This window comes from Providencia sp. PROV201 (genome assembly GCF_028479545.1).
Classification (GTDB): Bacteria; Pseudomonadota; Gammaproteobacteria; order Enterobacterales; family Enterobacteriaceae; genus Providencia; species Providencia huaxiensis.
The window spans coordinates 1-16,989 of the sequence record NZ_JAMPNW010000017.1 but is presented as its reverse complement, the minus strand read 5'-3'; the positions used below and the strand labels follow the sequence as shown (position 1 = coordinate 16,989).

Annotated in this window: 16 protein-coding genes and 1 tRNA gene; 10 read left to right on the top strand and 7 right to left on the bottom strand. The window is 40.6% G+C overall.

The window, feature by feature from the left end; genetic code table 11:
• Position 1: 1 nt before the first annotated feature.
• The 3 genes from hybO to PR809_RS14060 form a co-directional block, all read right to left on the bottom strand.
• Positions 2-1,120, bottom strand: a complete 1,119-nt coding sequence (hybO, locus tag PR809_RS14070; RefSeq protein WP_102137882.1) for a hydrogenase 2 small subunit — start codon at positions 1,118-1,120, stop codon at positions 2-4.
• 609 nt (positions 1,121-1,729) lie between these two features.
• Positions 1,730-4,006, bottom strand: a complete 2,277-nt coding sequence (hypF, locus tag PR809_RS14065; RefSeq protein ID WP_206276428.1) for a carbamoyltransferase HypF — start codon at positions 4,004-4,006, stop codon at positions 1,730-1,732.
• Between the two features lie 442 nt (positions 4,007-4,448).
• Positions 4,449-4,652 (bottom strand): hypothetical protein, encoded by a 204-nt coding sequence (locus tag PR809_RS14060; protein ID WP_166264357.1) that lies wholly within the window; start codon positions 4,650-4,652, stop codon positions 4,449-4,451.
• A 165-nt stretch (positions 4,653-4,817) separates the two neighbouring features.
• On the opposite strand from PR809_RS14060, the gene PR809_RS14055 reads away from it, so the two are divergent.
• Genes PR809_RS14055 through surE form a run of 3 tightly spaced genes read left to right on the top strand, consistent with a single transcriptional unit; the run spans position 4,818 to position 6,492 of the window.
• Complete coding sequence (locus PR809_RS14055; protein ID WP_206276427.1) at positions 4,818-5,120, top strand: hypothetical protein; 303 nt, start codon at positions 4,818-4,820, stop codon at positions 5,118-5,120.
• Between the two features lie 15 nt (positions 5,121-5,135).
• Entirely contained in the window at positions 5,136-5,585 is a 450-nt protein-coding gene (locus PR809_RS14050; RefSeq protein WP_166264355.1) for a hypothetical protein, read from the top strand.
• Positions 5,586-5,613: 28 nt separating this feature from the next.
• On the top strand, positions 5,614-6,492 hold the full coding sequence (gene surE / locus PR809_RS14045; protein WP_206276426.1) for a 5'/3'-nucleotidase SurE: 879 nt from the start codon (positions 5,614-5,616) through the stop codon (positions 6,490-6,492).
• A gap of 190 nt (positions 6,493-6,682) precedes the next feature.
• Here surE and PR809_RS14040 read toward each other — a convergent pair.
• Positions 6,683-6,759: transfer RNA gene (locus tag PR809_RS14040), tRNA-Ile, on the bottom strand.
• Positions 6,760-7,118: 359 nt separating this feature from the next.
• Between PR809_RS14040 and PR809_RS14035 the strand changes: the two genes are divergently transcribed.
• Positions 7,119-8,192: an NAD(P)H-dependent amine dehydrogenase family protein gene (locus tag PR809_RS14035; protein WP_166264353.1), complete on the top strand. Its 1,074-nt coding sequence runs from the start codon at positions 7,119-7,121 to the stop codon at positions 8,190-8,192.
• A 45-nt stretch (positions 8,193-8,237) separates the two neighbouring features.
• On the opposite strand, the gene PR809_RS14030 is transcribed toward PR809_RS14035, so the two are convergent.
• Entirely contained in the window at positions 8,238-8,834 is a 597-nt protein-coding gene (locus PR809_RS14030) for a GNAT family N-acetyltransferase (RefSeq protein WP_272524554.1), read from the bottom strand.
• A 223-nt stretch (positions 8,835-9,057) separates the two neighbouring features.
• Between PR809_RS14030 and PR809_RS14025 the strand changes: the two genes are divergently transcribed.
• On the top strand, positions 9,058-11,079 hold the full coding sequence (locus tag PR809_RS14025; protein ID WP_272524550.1) for an NADPH-dependent 2,4-dienoyl-CoA reductase: 2,022 nt from the start codon (positions 9,058-9,060) through the stop codon (positions 11,077-11,079).
• Between the two features lie 104 nt (positions 11,080-11,183).
• Here the strand turns inward: PR809_RS14025 and sstT are convergent, their stop codons facing one another.
• Positions 11,184-12,437 (bottom strand): serine/threonine transporter SstT, encoded by a 1,254-nt coding sequence (gene sstT / locus PR809_RS14020; RefSeq protein ID WP_206276425.1) that lies wholly within the window; start codon positions 12,435-12,437, stop codon positions 11,184-11,186.
• Positions 12,438-12,710: 273 nt separating this feature from the next.
• Entirely contained in the window at positions 12,711-13,670 is a 960-nt protein-coding gene (locus PR809_RS14015; protein WP_102137893.1) for a TerC family protein, read from the bottom strand.
• Positions 13,671-14,285: 615 nt separating this feature from the next.
• Here PR809_RS14015 and PR809_RS14010 point away from each other — a divergent pair.
• The 5 genes from PR809_RS14010 to PR809_RS13990 all read left to right on the top strand — a co-directional run bounded on the left by PR809_RS14010 (position 14,286) and on the right by PR809_RS13990 (position 16,830).
• On the top strand, positions 14,286-14,954 hold the full coding sequence (locus PR809_RS14010; protein WP_102137894.1) for a DedA family protein: 669 nt from the start codon (positions 14,286-14,288) through the stop codon (positions 14,952-14,954).
• A 236-nt stretch (positions 14,955-15,190) separates the two neighbouring features.
• Positions 15,191-15,496 (top strand): DUF883 family protein, encoded by a 306-nt coding sequence (locus tag PR809_RS14005; protein WP_102137895.1) that lies wholly within the window; start codon positions 15,191-15,193, stop codon positions 15,494-15,496.
• A gap of 6 nt (positions 15,497-15,502) precedes the next feature.
• Positions 15,503-15,910 (top strand): phage holin family protein, encoded by a 408-nt coding sequence (locus PR809_RS14000; protein WP_102137896.1) that lies wholly within the window; start codon positions 15,503-15,505, stop codon positions 15,908-15,910.
• The gene (locus tag PR809_RS13995; protein ID WP_102137897.1) at positions 15,897-16,196 is read left to right on the top strand and encodes a YqjK-like family protein; all 300 of its coding nucleotides are present in this window, start codon (positions 15,897-15,899) and stop codon (positions 16,194-16,196) included. The genes PR809_RS14000 and PR809_RS13995 overlap by 14 nt, the downstream gene beginning before the upstream one ends.
• Positions 16,197-16,434: 238 nt before the next feature.
• Positions 16,435-16,830, top strand: coding sequence for a DoxX family protein (locus PR809_RS13990; protein WP_102137898.1), 396 nt, complete (start codon positions 16,435-16,437; stop codon positions 16,828-16,830).
• Positions 16,831-16,989 lie beyond the last annotated feature (159 nt).

The window sequence follows — 16,989 nt, the reverse complement described above, 5'->3', positions numbered from 1 at the left end:
GTTATTCTCCCCGTGAGTCAGTATCTTGTTGGCGTTTTTGACGACCTAATTCACGTACCGCCATCACGCTAACCCCAGCCACTAACCCGACAACACCACCAATTAACCCCACAGCTGTAGATGAAATTTGGCCACCTTCGCGGTTATTCACATCCGGTTTATCCACACGTGGTGTTGGGTTTTCAACACTTGCTAGTTGGTGGATAGCTTTATGGAACCCTACATTTTCTTCATTACAGCCATAACAAGGGTGACCAATTGCCACAGGCCAGACACCGCCAACATCACAGAATTGCAATGTGGAGCAGTTACCGTACGTTTCAGGTCCCTTACAACCTAAATGGTATAAACACCAACCTTCACGATGGCCATCATCACCGAACTCTTTTGCGAAGCGGCCCGCATCAAAATGAGGGCGACGTTCACAGTGTTCATGAATTAATCGACCGTACGCGAACATTGGGCGATTTTTGCTATCCAATTTTGGTGGGCGATTAAACGTAATTAAGTGTGCGACCGTCGCAAGGAAGTTATGTGGATTAGGTGGGCAGCCTGGAATATTAATAACGGTTTTATCTTTAATGACTTGATCTAAACCCACGGCTCCTGTTGGGTTATCACCTGCCGCAGCAACACCGCCCCACGAAGCGCAAGAACCTATCGCAATCACAGCCGCAGCGTGTTCAGCCACTTCACGAATATGCTCAACAATCGGTTTCCCCGCCACCATGCAGTAAATGCCACCATCTTTCAATGGGATAGAACCATCGACGACTAAAACATATTTTCCTTTGTACTTTTCAATTGCATCGTGTTTATTTTGCTCAACTTGCTCACCAAAGGCGGCAGACAACACCTCGTGGTATTCCAATGAGATGGTATCGAGAATTAAATTTTCCAAAGTTGGATGGGTTGAACACAGCAAAGATTCCGTACACCCTGTACACTCTTGGGCGCCAATCCAAATGACAGGAGGTCGAGCTGGGTCACTAATAGATTCCGCAATTTGGGCAGCAGCCTTCCCGCTTAATCCCATTGTCGCAGCCAGTGCTGTACATAACTTCATAAAATCACGGCGGTTAATGCCATGCGAAGAAATAATAGAGTTATCTCCTATCATTCTTTTTTCCTATTATTATGGGTGGCTTAAAACCTATTCACTAGGAGGGGATTTTTGTTTACTACCTTAAAGTTATAAATACCACAAAGCCCTATACACAAATGATGAATACGCTTTTTGCTTGTATTTATCTATTTAAGAAGCAAACAAAACCAACTCTAATGAAATAAATTCTTATTTAAGTAACCTGATGTATAAATATAAAATAAGATCCTATTCCTACCGCGCCTAAATCATTTGATCTTCATCAAAAGGCAATAAGAAATTTTATTTTTTTTATATATTTGCTAGAAAAATCGATTCAGTAACCCGTACTGAAACAAAAATGAAAATATAAATAAATAGATTTTATTTTCAATACTGCGTTATACATCACATCATTTAAAATAAAAAAACATTTATTTTTCATTGTGATACTTAAAACCATTGTATTAATATAATTAATTAAGCGGAATAGGTGTATTAATAACAACCCAACCATTAATATAAAAACAAATATGTTAAATAAGAATCAATATCAAAAATAAAATATAATCTATTAAAATGAAAAGCTGAAAAAATAGGTAGGTATACAACCCTATAAATATAATACTGCCCATTAGTAATAGATTAATTTTTCAACATCGCAGAAGCGATAGCGACTTGCCCCAATGATAGCCCACCATCTCCCATGGGAAATTGTTTTGCATATAGCACATCGAACTCAGATAGGTTATTCACTAATAGTTTTCTCAATAATTGGTTATGGGTCACGCCACCTGACAAAACAATTGTCTTAGTACCATATTGATTCGCTGACTTCCGTGCTAGCTCAGCAAGACCTTGCGCTAATGCCACATGAAAGGCATGTGCCCGTTGTGGTTTAGGCGCACAGTACGCTATCCATTGTTGCCAAAATGTATGTAAATCTAATTGTTGCCCCACTAATGGCATAGTGACCGGATGTACGCTCACGGGTGATTTCATGGCAATCGCTTCCAGTTGGCAAGCAGCCTCCCCTTCCCAACTGGTTTGTGCCGTACAAATACCTAACGCTGCAGCAACCGCATCAAAAAGCCGCCCAGTAGATGAAGCCGTTGGGCTATTAATTCCTTTCTCAATCGCCTTTTGTAAGCCTTGCCAAGGAAATGACATTAAATAAGCGGCGCTCTCTTGCTTTTGCCACTGGGGAACAAATTGTAAACAATGCGCAAGGAAATTACGCCATGGCTGCCGAGAAGCTAATTCCCCTCCCGGCAGTGCAACTGGGGGCAAGCCTCCTAGATATTGACTGGATTTATAATCCACTAGTAAGCATTCACCTCCCCATAGCCGGTGGTCACCCCCATACCCCAAACCATCCAAAGCTAACCCAATGACTTTACTTCCATTTAATGGCAAACCATGCTCAGCCATTACCGCAGCAATATGTGCATGATGATGCTGCACTTTTATCAATGGGATCCGTAATTGCTGTGATAACGCCTCGCCATAGCGCGTACTCACATAATTAGGATGCATATCAGAGACTATAGCGGTTGGCGTAAAACGATAAATAGATTCAAATAATGCAATCGCAGACTGATATTGCTCAAAAATATCCATATCATCAAGGTCGCCTAGGTGTTGGCTCATGACTGCACTTTTGTCTCGCAATAAACAAAAGGTATTTTTAAGATCAGCCCCTAAAGCCAGTATTGATGGGGAATTTTCAAACCCTTCAGGTAAATCAATCGCATCAGGGACATAGCCCCGTGCACGGCGGAGCATTTCCGCTTGTCCATCATGATAACGCACCAATGAGTCATCTGCACGTTGGACAATATCGCGGTTATGAGTGAGCCAAACATCGGCGATATTGGCTAAATCAACCAGCGCAGCTTGCTCGCTCAACACAGGGGGCTTCCCTGATACATTTCCTGACGTCATCACTAATGGGCGATTAACTTGTGCCATCAATAGGTGTTGCAATGGGTTAGAAGGCAACATAACACCGATTTCCGCTAGATTTGGCGCAATATATTGGCTTAATACAGGATTTTTCCAATTTTTAATCAATACTATCGGAGCGGCAGAGCTTTCTAATAATGCACGTAAGCCATCACTCAGCGGCATATTGTGCTGCTCTAACCAATTCAGTGATGGGATCATAACCGCTAGCGGCTTGGTTGGGCGGCATTTACGCCCTCGTAAAGCTTCTACCGCCTCATCACTACTTGCATCACAAGCAAGATGAAAACCGCCAATCCCTTTAATAGCAACAATTTTCCCGGCCAATAACTGCTGAGCTGCCAAGGCTAATGCATTCTCTTTATTTGCGATCATTTTTCCTGATGGGCCGCACAATTTAATTTCAGGACCACACACCGCACAGGCATTGGGTTGTGCGTGAAAACGCCTATCTGCGGGGGATTGATATTCCACTAAGCAATTAGGACACAAAGGAAAATCGGCCATTGCAGTATTGGGCCTATCATAAGGCATACGACGAATAATCGTGAAGCGAGGGCCGCAATGAGTGCAGTTTGTGAACGGGTAATGAAAACGTCGATTCGATGGAGCAAAAAGCTCTTGTTGGCATGCATCACAAGTAGCAGCATCTGGGATGACTTGAGTATCCATTTTACCTTCGCCACTACGGCGAATAGTAAATGCGTCGGGTAATTTATCCCATTGAAAAGGTTGCAGTTCAATACTTTCTATATGGGCTAACGGTGGGCAGTGTTGGTACAATAACTGAGTAAATTCAGTGGGTTCCGAATCAGTACATAAACGAATCAGCACCCCTTCGCCATCATTACAGACATCACCTAATAGTTTGCATTGGTGGGCTAATTGCCAAACATAGGGACGAAACCCTACCCCCTGAACTTTCCCTTTGATGCGTAACTGTATACCGTTTTTCACTCGTGCACCCTCTTAATACACTGAGGATATTTTCCCGCGAAGACATAAAAAAAACTTCACTTGAGATCAATAAAATATGAAAAACACATTAACAATACTCGCTCAATAGAAATAGCCACAAAGCAATTCTTGTGGCTATTTTAACAATAACAGTGAATTTATCAGTTTAATCGCTGATAAAACCATCTTCCATACGATTAAAGTTGTAGAAGAACTCAGAAGGATCCACGACCGCTGGGTCGCTATATTTTCTTGCTTCATCCCCCCATAATTGCTGCAATGCTTTCAGTTTTTCTGGGTACTTTTTCGCTAAGTCGGTTGATTCAGAAAAATCTTCTGCTGTATTGAACAGTTGCCATTGGTCATCATCATAGCTGGTGTTGTAACGGTGTAATGCGACAGCTCTCCAGTCTCCTTGAGTAATAGCTCGCTGACTACGCAGTTAAAAATACTGCACGTCACGGGTTTTTGCGTCATCCGAATTTAGTGTTCCCAAGAAAGATTTACCTGCCACAGGAATTTGTTTTCCCCCATCAACCTCTGTTGTAAATGAAGTTCCCGCTGCATCTAAAATTGTAGGGGCAATATCAATGACACTAACATATTGGGAGCGAATACTATTTGGTTGCTGTGTATGACTAGGCATGACACAATCAGTGGAGTTCTAACACCGCCTAAACAAGGCCATAATTTATAACGCTTAAAAGGTGTTGCCCCACTGGTTGCTGGCCCTGAACCATGAGGCGTTTCTTTCGATGGCACATTGAAATATCAGGATTTTTCAATCGATACGCTATATGTTGATAGAGTTATGGAACGCTTTACCCTGAATAAAGAAAAATTCCATAGTGCAAATAAAACCCCTGTTGAATATATCGCAGCGGGTGGTATCAACTATAAAACAAAAGAACTCACTGCCAGTTATAATTATGGCTATGCGAAAGATTTCATTGACCGTCATGTTCTTGAACTAAGCTATATGCCTTATTCTAATATCACTCTTGGGTTCCAAGCTTTTGGTAATGTCCCTTTAGAATTATATAAAGATATGCCCTCCGCACAGCAGGCCGCTAATGGCACCTCTTGGGTCTATGAAGGTACTGTTAGATGGTAACATGATGCCTTAGGTATGAAACTGGGTATTGGCTATACTGATGCTTCAAAAAATGACGGGTCACTCGGTTATTTTGACAGGCATCCTTTGAGAAATGCACGTTGGCGTATTGAGCCTATGTCATCTGCCGCTTATCACTATCAGCGTGATGGTGAATTAGCTCTAACAGGGCTTATTGATTATAAATATGCTGAAGATTTTTATTCTGCAGTACAATTAAATTACGGTCAGTTTGATTTTAAAAATAATAAAATTAAAACAGGTGAGATTAATCTCATCAATGCTTGGCAACCTAGTGATCCAAGCTTAAAAAACTTTACGATATTTACTAAATTAACCAAAGCTTGGTTATATCAAGTACAAGGAAACCGCGTACAGCCTGTTTTTGATGATAGTGGCCACTATATTCGAAGAAATGCTATCGCCGCAGATATTATTTTTGATTATAAATTCAATATATTTTAATACCACTAATCATGTGTCGAGGGGCAAAATGAAAAAAACAATTTTAGCTATTAGTTTATTAACGTTATTAGGACTTCAAGCTCAAGCCAGCAACGATAAAATGCGTATTTTATTAGTTAATGACGATGGATGTGAGGCATTTGGCCTAATTGAATTAAAGTCTCAATTAGATGCAAAAGGTTATGATGTTTGGCTTGTCGGTCCAGCAACAAATCAAAGCGGAATAGGGACTGCTATTACATTCAAAGCAGGGAAAGAGTTTGATGTTAAAAAAGTCGATGAGCGTACTTATTGTTTCCCTGGTACTCCTGCAGATTCACTGGATTTTGGTTTGCAGGGATTATTACGGGAAACACCACCAGACCTTGTAATTTCTGGAGTCAACGATGGCCCAAATACCGGAGCCTCGCAACTTAATTCAGGAACGGTCTCAGCCGCAGCTCGCGCTGTACGTCTTGGCTACCCAGCGATAGCCGCAAGTATTGGTTATATTATGACTGAAGAAGAAATAAAATCAGGTTGGCCTAGCACCCAAAAATATTGGCCTGATTCAGTCACTTATATTGTTGATCTCATTGATAATTTAAATAAAAAATGGGAGACTGGCGAGAAAGTACTTCCAGCGAGATCAGGATTAAGCATTAATTACCCTGCACTGCCTAAAGATAAAATTAAAGGCGTAAAGTTTATTGAAAACGAATATACCGTTTCACCACAAGTTTTATATGAAATAACCGCCGAAGGAAAAACTAAGCAATTCATTAATCCTGAAGCATTAAAAATGAGAAATGATAATTCGGATACTGGATACCTCGACAAAGGATATATTACTTATACTGTATTCGATGGTGATTGGAATGCACCTGAAGAAAAAGTAAAAGAATATAAAAATGATTTCAATTTTTAGGTCACAAAAAGGATTACAACATCCATCACATAGCTTCAAAAAGCCAGTAAGTATACGGATTAACAAGAAATTAAAAGCCGAGATGAATTACAAAAGTATTTTGGTGAGTCATTAGCGTGATATGTTTTAGAAAAACAAAAAAGCCACTTGCTAAGAAGTGGCTTAATGCGCTGATTTAACAGCTAAAATTTGGTGGCCCCTGCTGGACTTGAACCAGCGACCAATCGATTATGAGTCGACTGCTCTAACCAACTGAGCTAAGGGGCCAAAGTGGAGAGGATTATACGTGTAGTTTTAGCTTAGGTCTAGTGTTTCGAAACCGTATGATGAAATTGTGTTCAACCTAGTTACCTTTCTTATAATTCAATGCGATAGCACAGGCTATTACTATCATTCGAACGTCGTTTTTTGCAATTTTAATGAGCCCTGCTATTTTTTATTTAAATCACTTTCTCGCACTTTATCTATATTTAACTCTCACCAATATCAAATTAACAATAAAAACAACATCATAATTGCAATCAATTTTATTAAAAATTCTTTATTCAAACAATTGATATAGAACAATATTTTTTATATTCAAATCTCACAATATGGTCTATAGATAATTCGCATATAGGACAATAATGATGAAAAAAGTACGTGCAGTTCAATATGGTTGCGGAAAAATGGGTAAATTTTTGATCCGTTACTTGCAAGAGCATGGTGCTGAAGTTGTGGCGGCTTTTGATATCAATGAAGCCGTTATTGGCAAAGATATAGGTGAAATTGCAGGAACGACGCCAACAGGGGTAAAAGTACAGCCGCTACATGAAGCGGATAAAACCCTCGAAACCTTAAAGCCTGATGTTGGCATCATCGCAACATTGAGTACCATGGCTGATTTAGAAGATGCATTCTCCCTATTTGCTCGTCATGGTGTAAACGCCATTTCAACCGGAGAAGAAGCTCTTTATCCATGGAATTCATCACCTGAAATTACACAAAAGCTTGATGCATTAGCCAAAGAAAACAATTGTACCCTTGCGGGCAGTGGCTACCCTGATATGTATTGGGGCGTACTCATTGACACCTTAGCAGGCTCCATGCACAAATTGGTGAAAATTAAAGGTTCTAGCTGCTATAACGTTGAAGATTACGGTATCGCTCTTGCTGTCGGTCACGGTGCGGGTTTAACTGTTGATGAGTTCGACAAACAAATTGGTAACTATAATGACTTACCTTACGATGTTATTTCGCAGAAAATCGAAAGCGGTGAATATGCACCACCGTATATGTGGACACAAAACGGCTGGCTATGTAGCCGCCTTGGGTTAACGATCACCAGCCAAACTCAGCGCTGTGTACCGCAAATTGCCCAGCAAGATATTTACTCCGAAACGCTCAAAATGACTGTTAAAAAAGGGGATGTCTTAGGCTTATCTGCAGTAGTGATCACCGAAACCGCGGAAGGTATTACCCTAGAAACAGAGTGTATTGGGAAAATCTTAACAGCGGATGAGTGTGATAAAAATAGCTGGCAGTTAATTGGTGAACCCGACACCTCAATTGAGGTGAATAACCCAGCAACCGTAGAATTAACCTGTGCAAATTTAGTGAACCGCATTCCTGCACTGATTAATAGCCCAGCAGGCTATACCACCACAGAAAAAATGCCCAATAATGTATTTATGACCAAACCAATGCATGAGTATTTATAGCTAACATTGCCCACCTTTCGGTGGGCTATTTCCCCACACCTAGCCTTAGCGCGGTTTTACCATCTGCGATTCTAAGTGGTGTTTTATCGACGGCCATTCTGACTCGATAATGCTATATACGCAGCTATCACGCAGTTCACCCGTTTTAGTTTTCATATGATTACGCAAGATACCATCGAGCTTAGCCCCTAAACGTTCAATGGCACGGCGACTTTGGCTATTTAAAAAATGTGTACGAAACTCCACTGCAACGCAGTCTAATTCCTCAAAGGCATGTTTTAACAGCAAATATTTAGCCTCTGTATTTAATGCGGTACGTTGCACCTCTATTCCATACCAAGTGGCCCCGATTTCAACCCGCCTTACTGCATGGTCCACACGGTTATAAGAAGTAATACCCACTGGTTTATCGCTTCGTTTATCGATCACCACAAAAGGTAAACATTCCTTTTTCTGGAAATTTTCTAGGCGCTTTTCCACATCTTGAGAGAAATATTCAGGCTCAGGCACTAAGGCATACCACAAATTATGCAGCCCATCTCGCCGAATGATATCTGCCAGTTCGACGTCATATTGGTGAGATAGAGGTTCAAGGCGAACGTATTCACCTTCTAAAGTAATAGCTTGGCAAATCTCTTTCATCATGGTTTCCCTATATTGCTCTTTATGCTGTGTGTTTCTTTTTTTAATCTCTTTTTATGACATAAAAACAAAAAAACACCTATTTTTTTATGACACTCAGCTATTTAACCGAAAACATATGATAAAAATCACAAAATTTTAACATCTTTACCAAATTACCCCTTCATTACGCTACAGTTAACTCATCTGACCTGTTAATGAAATCCCGAATGGGAGTATAATAATGAGCAATTTCCCACACCTTTTTACCCCACTTGATTTAGGCCATACCGTCCTAAAAAATCGCATCTTGATGGGTTCAATGCATACTGGGCTTGAAGAACACCCACAAGGCAGTGAGCGACTAGCACATTTTTACCGCCTACGCGCTGAAAATGGTGTCAGCCTCATCATTACCGGTGGTATCGCCCCCAATCCAGAGGGGGCGCTTACCGCTCATGGCGCGGTATTAAACGATAAAAACCAGCTTTCATTTCATCAACAAATCACGGATGCCGTCCACCAAGCAGATAGTAAAATCGCCTTACAAATCTTGCATGCAGGGCGTTATGGGCTGCACCCTAAATTAGTTGCGCCAAGCCCTATTCAAGCAGAAATTATTCCTTTCGCCCCTCGAGAACTTTCAACTGATGAAGTTGAAAAAACGATTGATGACTTCGTGACAACAGCCAAGCTAGCTCAGCAAGCTGGGTATGATGGTGTTGAAATTATGGGTTCCGAAGGTTATTTAATTAACCAATTCATTACCAAGCGTACCAACCATAGAACTGATGAATGGGGTGGGAGTTACATAAACCGAATTCGCTTTCCCATTGAAATCGTGCGACAAATACGGGAAGCCGTTGGGGAAAACTTTATCATTATTTATCGACTTTCCATGTTGGATTTAGTCGAAGAAGGCTCAACATGGGAAGAAGTTGAATTTCTTGCCAAACAAATTGAAAACGCAGGTGCCAGTATGATCAACACGGGTATTGGTTGGCACGAAGCTCGAGTACCTACGATAGCAACACAAGTTCCCCGTAGTGCGTTTAGTTGGGTTACGCAAAAATTAATGGGAAAAGTGAATATTCCGCTGATAACCACAAATCGCATCAATGACCCCTTTGTTGCAGAACATATTATTGCCAATCATCAAGCAGATATGGTTTCAATGGCTCGGCCGTTTCTTGCTGATGAAGCATTTGTCCGTAAAGCAGCAGAAAATCGAGCTGATGAAATCAATACCTGCATTGGTTGTAATCAAGCCTGTCTCGACCTTATCTTTAGTGGAAAACTCGCCAGTTGTTTGGTTAACCCACAAGCCGTTAGGGAAATGGATTACCCTAACGAAAAAGCCCCACAGAGCAAATCTGTCGCAATTGTTGGCGCAGGGCCTGCCGGGTTATCTTGTGCAATTTATGCAGCAAAACGTGGGCATCGCGTCACTTTGTTTGAAAAGTCTAACCACATAGGTGGGCAATTTAACCTCGCGAAGCAAATCCCCGGTAAAGAAGAATTCCATGAAACTATTCGTTACTTCTGCCGACAACTGGAACTATTAAATGTTGATGTGCGCCTTGAACAACAAGCCGATGTTGACTGTTTATCTGGATTTGATGAGGTCATTATTGCAACGGGTGTCGTCCCACGAAAGATCCAGCTCGAAGGGGTTGACCACCATAAAGTCATTTCTTATATCGATGTCATCACCAAACAACGTTCAGTGGGGAAAAGTGCCGCCATTATTGGTGCTGGGGGGATTGGTTTTGATGTTGCCGAGTTGCTAACCCAAGAAGGAAAAAGTAGCAGTTTAGATTCATCACTATTTAATAAGGAGTGGAATATTGACACCACGATCCATTCAAAAGGTGGCGTATTTCCCCCACAAAAATCCCTTATGGCATCAGCTCGCCAATTGTACTTATTACAGCGTAAAAACAGTAAAGTCGGGGCGGGTCTTGGTAAAACAACCGGTTGGGTGCATCGCTTATCCCTAATGAAGCGGGGCGTGCAGATGCTAAATGGTGTTGAATATATGCGAGTTGATAACGAAGGGCTACATATTCGTTATCAAAATGAAATCCAGTGCCTTCCCGTTGATAATGTGATTTTATGTGCAGGGCAAGAGCCTTACCGCCCATTAAAAGTACAATTAGCAGAACGTGGGATTAATGCCTATGTTATTGGTGGTGCTGATGTCGCCGCGGAGCTGGATGCGCGCCGCGCTATCGAGCAAGGTATGAAAATTGCGTATCAGCTTTAATTTTTCTGCTCCGTTGTTCGGGATTTTCGCTAGGGTTTATCACATATCCCAAAAAAAGGCAGAGATTGCTTTCACAGTCCCTGCCCTTCTTTTGGTTCACACAATTAATCGCGGTGAGATAACCGTGCTTCAGCGTTAGCCAGTTTTTCATCTTCCGCTATGCACACAGCCGCAGTAAATAACACGTCAGTTGAAGAGTTAAGCGCTGTTTCGACTGAATCCTGTAACACGCCAATCATCACACCAACCGCAACCACTTGCATCGCAATCTCATTTGAAATACCAAACATGTTACAAGCTAATGGGATCAATAACAGTGAGCCGCCCGCAACCCCAGAAGCGCCACACGCACAGACTGCGGCCACTACACTTAATAGTAATGCTGTTGGGATATCAACAGGAATACCTAAAGTGTGTACCGCGGCTAACGTCAGCACAGTAATCGTTACCGCTGCGCCTGCCATATTGATGGTTGCGCCTAATGGGATAGAAACAGAGTAGGTATCTTCATGCAGATTCATACGACGGCACATCCCCATATTCACAGGGATATTCGCTGCGGAACTACGTGTAAAGAATGCCGTTACCCCGCTTTCACGTAAGCAAGCTAAAACTAATGGGTATGGGTTGCGCTTCATTTTCCAATAGACAATCAGTGGGTTAACAACCAAAGCAACGATCAACATACAGCCAATTAAAACCGCGAGAACGTGGATATAACCTTTTAAGGTTGCAAAGCCTGTCGTTGCGATAGTTGAAGCAACCAAGCCAAAAATCCCTAAAGGCGCTAAGCGGATCACAACACGTACCAGCTGTGTTACTGCATTAGAAAAATCATGAACTAAATTTTTTGTGGTTTCATTTGCATGGCGCAGTGCAATACCCAACCCAATCGCCCACGCTAAAATACCAATATAATTGCCCTTAATCAGTGCATCGATAGGGTTCGCAAATATATTGATTAGCAAACCTTTTAACACTTCAGCAATATTTCCCGGAGGATTTAGCTGTGTATCACCGACCACTAACACTAAATTTGATGGAAATAGGAAAGAACCAATAACAGCGACAACCGCGGCAAAAAATGTTCCCAAAATATATAAGACCAGTATGGGTTTGATATTGGTTTTTTGCCCTTGGCGGTGGTTAGCAATGGATGACATCACTAACACCCATACTAATACAGGCGCAACAGCCTTTAATGCACTAACGAATAAATCCCCTAACAACCCGACATTTTTTGCAGCAGATGGCCATAACCATGCAAGCAAAATACCTGCTATCAAGCCAACCAGTATCTGCTTGACTAGACTACCTTGGCTAATAACTCGCCATAACCCTGTTTTATTTGTATCCATAATAGACCTATATTATTTATCTTTATTAGGAATTAAATGTGTTTGCACAGCAAGTATAAGGAATAATAGTCGCCTGAAAAGGCAATTATTCAAAATATACACAATGATTGATTTTGTTTAACAAACATTTTACATAACTGTGATCTCAATAGAGTTTTGTTTCTTATAGTAGAATGGCATGAGCAAAATGGTTGAGTGTTTTCAGAGGGTTAAAAAAAATCCCCTGCTTTTACAGCAGAGGATTTAAAAAATGAAAAAAATGAAAAAGGTAAATTAATTTTTTGCTTCGTTGCGTTTATTAACAATAGCATTAATAACTAGCGTTACGACTAAGATTGACGCAATCACGCCCAATGAAATCGGTGTTGGGATGTGGAAAATATCAATCAATAGCATTTTTATACCGATAAAGCTTAAAATCACCGCTAAACCGTATTTTAGCATTGAGAATTTCTCAGCAACCCCAGACAACAAGAAGTACATGGCTCGCAGGCCTAAAATAGCAAATAAATTCGATGTTAAAACAATGAATGGGTCAGTTGTTACCGCAAAAATAGCGGGTATGCTGTCCACTGCAAATATCACATCACTAATCTCAACTAAGATCAGTACTAAAATAAGTGGGGTCGCAAATAAAATGCCATTACGTTTAATGAAGAATTTTTCACCATGTAATTCATCTGTCATGCGTAAATGAGAACGAACCCATTTGACTAACGGTTTATCTGTAATTGGCGAGTCATCTTCTTTAGCAAAAGCCATTTTCAAACCCGTAAATAGCAAGAACAAGCCAAATACATATAAAATCCAGCTAAATTGTGTGACTAACCAACTACCTGCAAAAATCATAATCGTACGAAGTACGATAGCGCCCAATACTCCATAAACCAACACGCGACGCTGTAAATTGGCTGGGATCGCGAAATAACTAAATAACATTAACCAGACGAATACGTTATCGACAGCTAATGCTTTTTCTAATAAATAACCCGTTAAGAACGCCATGGTTTGGCTATCGGCAAACTCACGTCCTACGTTCTCATTAAGATACCACCAAAAGCCTGCTGCAAAGAGCAGTGAAAGTGTTACCCACACGATACTCCAAGCCGCAGCTTGTTTCATCGACATTGCTTGGCCTTTGTGTTTCCCTTGCCAGAACAAATCAATGAGTAACATAAGTAAAATAATAACGGCAAAACTACCCCATAAAATTGGGTTACCAACTGAGTGCATTTTCCTTTCCCTTAAAAACAAAAAACGGCTGATATCCAGAAGACATCAGCCGCTTAAAATTCGTTAACCACAAGTTATTTCTTTTGGTTGTAAATTATGAGCAAACCCCGCCTTCTGGCAAGGTCTCACTTACAACACAAACACCCCGAAAATAGGGAACTGTGGTGCTCGGCTACCGGGTGTAATATGTACACCGTAATGACGATAAACCGACAAGAAGAAGTTACTCCCCTTTGCTATGGCGATAAGATACGGTAAATAGTCTTAAAATGCAATAATTAGCCGTTATTGTTTTATCGTTATTTTTTTACATTAAAAAGATAAATTAACCAGTATATTTCGCATACTCTGAGAAAAAAAACAGGCTAAACGCCGTTTTTAAGCACTTTACATCGTTACATACCACACGATAAATTGTAAAAATAAACCAAAACTTAAATGAATTCTAAAAATAAGCTTAAAATTTGCTGTTTAGTTATTTTCTGTTTTGTTAAAGTGAGCGTGTTTTACACTAACAGCCTGAGGAAACACTACTTTCACTTTGGCATTCACTTAATCCATTTCTCCCTGCCCAACAACAAGTTTGTTGCTGTTATTGCCGTTTAGGAAACATTAATGGAATTAGTTAAAGAACTTTTTTTCGCCCTTTGGCACCAAGATTATGTCACCTTATCTAACCCTGCGTTAGTGTGGTCGATTTACTTCATGCTGTTCGCTATCTTGTTTCTTGAAAACGGGGTATTGCCTGCAGCGTTTTTACCTGGTGATAGCTTATTGATTTTAGTTGGTGTACTCATCGCTAAAGGCGCGTTAAGTTATCCGCTCACCATCGTCATTTTAACCGCTGGTGCCAGTTTAGGCTGCTGGGTTGGTTATATACAAGGGCGATGGCTGGGTAACACACGAATTGTTAAAGGCTGGCTAGCGCACTTACCTGAACACTACCACCAACGCGCTTATGGCTTGTTCCACCGTCATGGCCTCGCTGCCTTATTAATTGGCCGTTTTTTAGCTTTTGTCAGAACACTACTTCCAACTATCGCAGGCCTTGCAGGCTTGCAAAATGGTCGTTTCCAAGTATTTAATTGGTTAAGTGGCTTACTGTGGGTGTTAATTTTGACTGCGATTGGTTATGGCTTTGGTAAAAGCCCGATTTTCCTACAATATGAACATCATATTATGAATATTTTGATGTTGATCCCTGTAGGGCTACTGATCCTTGGCCTAATTGGTAGCATTGCCGTTGTCGTCAAGAAAAAGTTTTCAAATAAAAAAGTAAATTAATCCTCCGTGCGGGAACGCCCTGTTCTCGCATTTTCATTTTTACTTAATTTTACCTCTCAATATTTCGGTTCGTCCCAACAAATATAACCCACTGAAAATAAAAATATTTTCCTTAATACTGTTTTTTACATTTTTTCTGAGCCCACAATTTATTGTTGAATAACTCATTGCACTTAATGTAAAAACGGTTATTGTTAATACAGTGAAGTTTCTTTTCTATTGATAGGAGGTTCTACATGTCATCAAATCATTCATCAGAAGACCTACGCGCAGAACTCAAAGCGTTAGCTGACTCTCTTGAAGCTGTATTGAATGATACAGGCGAGAAATCGAAAGAAGAGATTGAAAGCTTGAAATCCAAAGCGAAAGACGCACTTTGCTCATCTCGCGCTAAACTCGGTCAAACGACTGAAAGGATCACTGAACAAACTAAAGAAATTGCGGGCCGCGCAGACAACTATGTCAAAGAAAACCCATGGACTGGTATCGGTATCGGTGCTGCTGTTGGTGTGGTTCTTGGCGTACTTCTCGCGAAACGTTAATGACTTATGGAACAAAATCAACAACGTCAGGGCCCCGGTAAAGGGGTCCTTGAAATACTACAGCGTATCGCGAGTATCACCGTTAATATTGTTGAAACTCGCCTTCAGCTCATTGCTGTTGAGCTTGAAGAAGAAAAAGTTAATTTTATCCAACTGCTATTGTTAGTTGGGCTAGCGCTTCTTTTTACTGCTTTTGGTCTAATGTGTCTAATTGGACTCATTTTTTGGTCTGTAGACCCTATTTATCGTTATCAAGCCCTGGCGATAACAACAGGATGTTTAGTTCTACTCGCCATTATTTTTGCTATTTGGGCCCTCAAAAAAGCGAAGCAATCTACCTTATTGAGCTCCACACGGGAGCAATTAAGCCAAGATGCAAGTGCATTAGCAGGTAAGGATAATGACCAGAAATAAACGCCAATTACTTGCCGCAAAAAAACAGCGATTACTCAACAGAATTGAGCAGCAACGGAGCGACCTTGCTGCAAGTTCTGAAGATTGGCTACATGTGACAGCCCCTTATGACCGCACATGGAAAACCTTGGTTACCTTCCGCCCTTTATTTATTGCGGCAACAGGCCTGCTTTCAATTTATTCACTGAAAAGACCACAGCGCATACTCCAATTAGGGAAAAAAGCCTTCACGATGTGGGGCATAGCCAGAACAATTCAAAGTACGATCAATGCAGGAAAGAAATAGTTTCAATTAAAATCAATATGTTAAATTAAAACTCATCACTTTAGCTAATTCCTCCTCCATCTCCATTCAATTTTTTTGACTATCTTTGTTAATAAGCTTTGCTTTTTATTGAAAAAGCAAATGACTACTATAAGCCCATCAAATGTTTTCTTGCCTATTTGTGCTGAAAACAACATTACAAAGCGACACATATCGCAAATAATTTATATTTAATGGCTTATTAGTCTGGAGAATCTTAATGAAAAATTTAGAAAGTGGTGCGGTATTGTTAGCTCGTATTATGATGCCAATTCTGTTCATTGTTGCTGGGTATGGAAAACTGGGAGATGCATACGCAGGAACACAGCAATACATGCAAGCAATGGGTGTTCCAGGCTTTTTATTACCGTTAACCATTTTATTAGAGCTTGGTGGTGGCCTAGCCATTCTGTTCGGTTTCTTAACTCGAACTGTTGCCCTATTTACTGCAGGCTTTACCGTATTAACGGCGCTACTGTTCCATATCGACTTTAGCGTGGCACCAAATAGCTTAATGTTTATGAAAAACTTTACTATTGCAGGCGGTTTCTTACTGTTAGCTGTGACTGGCCCAGGGAAATTTAGTATTGACCATTTATTAAATAAAAAATGGTAACTCCGATTTCATTACACCCTTATTGATTTAGTTTATTTTTGTCCAATTTGTACCTCCTTCGGGAGGTATTTTTTTGCCTAAAATAAAGGTTTTGGCTCAGCTGAAGGAAATTTATTTGGGTAAGGAGTTCTCAGTTATTGTTTTAGGGGGCTGCATAAT

What these genes read in the sequence shown, in the direction of transcription:
- hybO (WP_102137882.1), bottom strand. Translation starts at nt 1,120, where the DNA reads ATGATAGGAGATAACTCTATTATTTCTTCGCATGGCATTAACCGCCGT.
- PR809_RS14060 (WP_166264357.1), bottom strand. Translation starts at nt 4,652, where the DNA reads ATGCCTAGTCATACACAGCAACCAAATAGTATTCGCTCCCAATATGTT.
- PR809_RS14055 (WP_206276427.1), top strand. Translation starts at nt 4,818, where the DNA reads ATGGAACGCTTTACCCTGAATAAAGAAAAATTCCATAGTGCAAATAAA.
- PR809_RS14050 (WP_166264355.1), top strand. Translation starts at nt 5,136, where the DNA reads ATGAAACTGGGTATTGGCTATACTGATGCTTCAAAAAATGACGGGTCA.
- surE (WP_206276426.1), top strand. Translation starts at nt 5,614, where the DNA reads ATGAAAAAAACAATTTTAGCTATTAGTTTATTAACGTTATTAGGACTT.
- PR809_RS14035 (WP_166264353.1), top strand. Translation starts at nt 7,119, where the DNA reads ATGATGAAAAAAGTACGTGCAGTTCAATATGGTTGCGGAAAAATGGGT.
- PR809_RS14030 (WP_272524554.1), bottom strand. Translation starts at nt 8,834, where the DNA reads ATGAAAGAGATTTGCCAAGCTATTACTTTAGAAGGTGAATACGTTCGC.
- PR809_RS14025 (WP_272524550.1), top strand. Translation starts at nt 9,058, where the DNA reads ATGAGCAATTTCCCACACCTTTTTACCCCACTTGATTTAGGCCATACC.
- sstT (WP_206276425.1), bottom strand. Translation starts at nt 12,437, where the DNA reads ATGGATACAAATAAAACAGGGTTATGGCGAGTTATTAGCCAAGGTAGT.
- PR809_RS14015 (WP_102137893.1), bottom strand. Translation starts at nt 13,670, where the DNA reads ATGCACTCAGTTGGTAACCCAATTTTATGGGGTAGTTTTGCCGTTATT.
- PR809_RS14010 (WP_102137894.1), top strand. Translation starts at nt 14,286, where the DNA reads ATGGAATTAGTTAAAGAACTTTTTTTCGCCCTTTGGCACCAAGATTAT.
- PR809_RS14005 (WP_102137895.1), top strand. Translation starts at nt 15,191, where the DNA reads ATGTCATCAAATCATTCATCAGAAGACCTACGCGCAGAACTCAAAGCG.
- PR809_RS14000 (WP_102137896.1), top strand. Translation starts at nt 15,503, where the DNA reads ATGGAACAAAATCAACAACGTCAGGGCCCCGGTAAAGGGGTCCTTGAA.
- PR809_RS13995 (WP_102137897.1), top strand. Translation starts at nt 15,897, where the DNA reads ATGACCAGAAATAAACGCCAATTACTTGCCGCAAAAAAACAGCGATTA.
- PR809_RS13990 (WP_102137898.1), top strand. Translation starts at nt 16,435, where the DNA reads ATGAAAAATTTAGAAAGTGGTGCGGTATTGTTAGCTCGTATTATGATG.